The sequence below is a fragment of the Saccharothrix sp. ST-888 genome (genome assembly GCF_000955975.1).
Lineage (GTDB): Bacteria > Actinomycetota > Actinomycetes > Streptomycetales > Streptomycetaceae > Kitasatospora.
The window spans coordinates 1-280 of the sequence record NZ_JYJF01001047.1 but is presented as its reverse complement, the minus strand read 5'-3'; the positions used below and the strand labels follow the sequence as shown (position 1 = coordinate 280).

At 76.1% G+C, this 280-nt stretch carries 1 protein-coding gene; it reads left to right on the top strand.

Annotated elements, in window-relative coordinates; genetic code table 11:
• Positions 1–280 (top strand): hypothetical protein (locus tag UK12_RS42790; RefSeq protein WP_045307359.1); only part of this gene is annotated, 280 nt, incomplete at both ends.

Here is a 280-nt window from a genome sequence, read left to right as displayed (position 1 = left end):
TCGACGCGGCGGACGCCCGCTTCTGGGAGGCCGTCGAGCGCGAGGACCTGGCGGGCCTGGCCGCGACGCTCCAGGTCGAGGACGGCGACGAGCTGGGCGAGCTGCTGCCCGCCCTGTCGGCGTGGCGTCGGCAGAGCCGCGAGCAGTCCACGGTGGACGGCTGGCGCTACCGGGTGAGCTTGAAGCCGGTGACCGACGCCGCCTCGGCCGTGCTCTCGGGAACCTGGCTGGTGGCGGTCGCGGCCGGGCAGGCCGAGAGCGCCACCGTACGGAGCGCGGT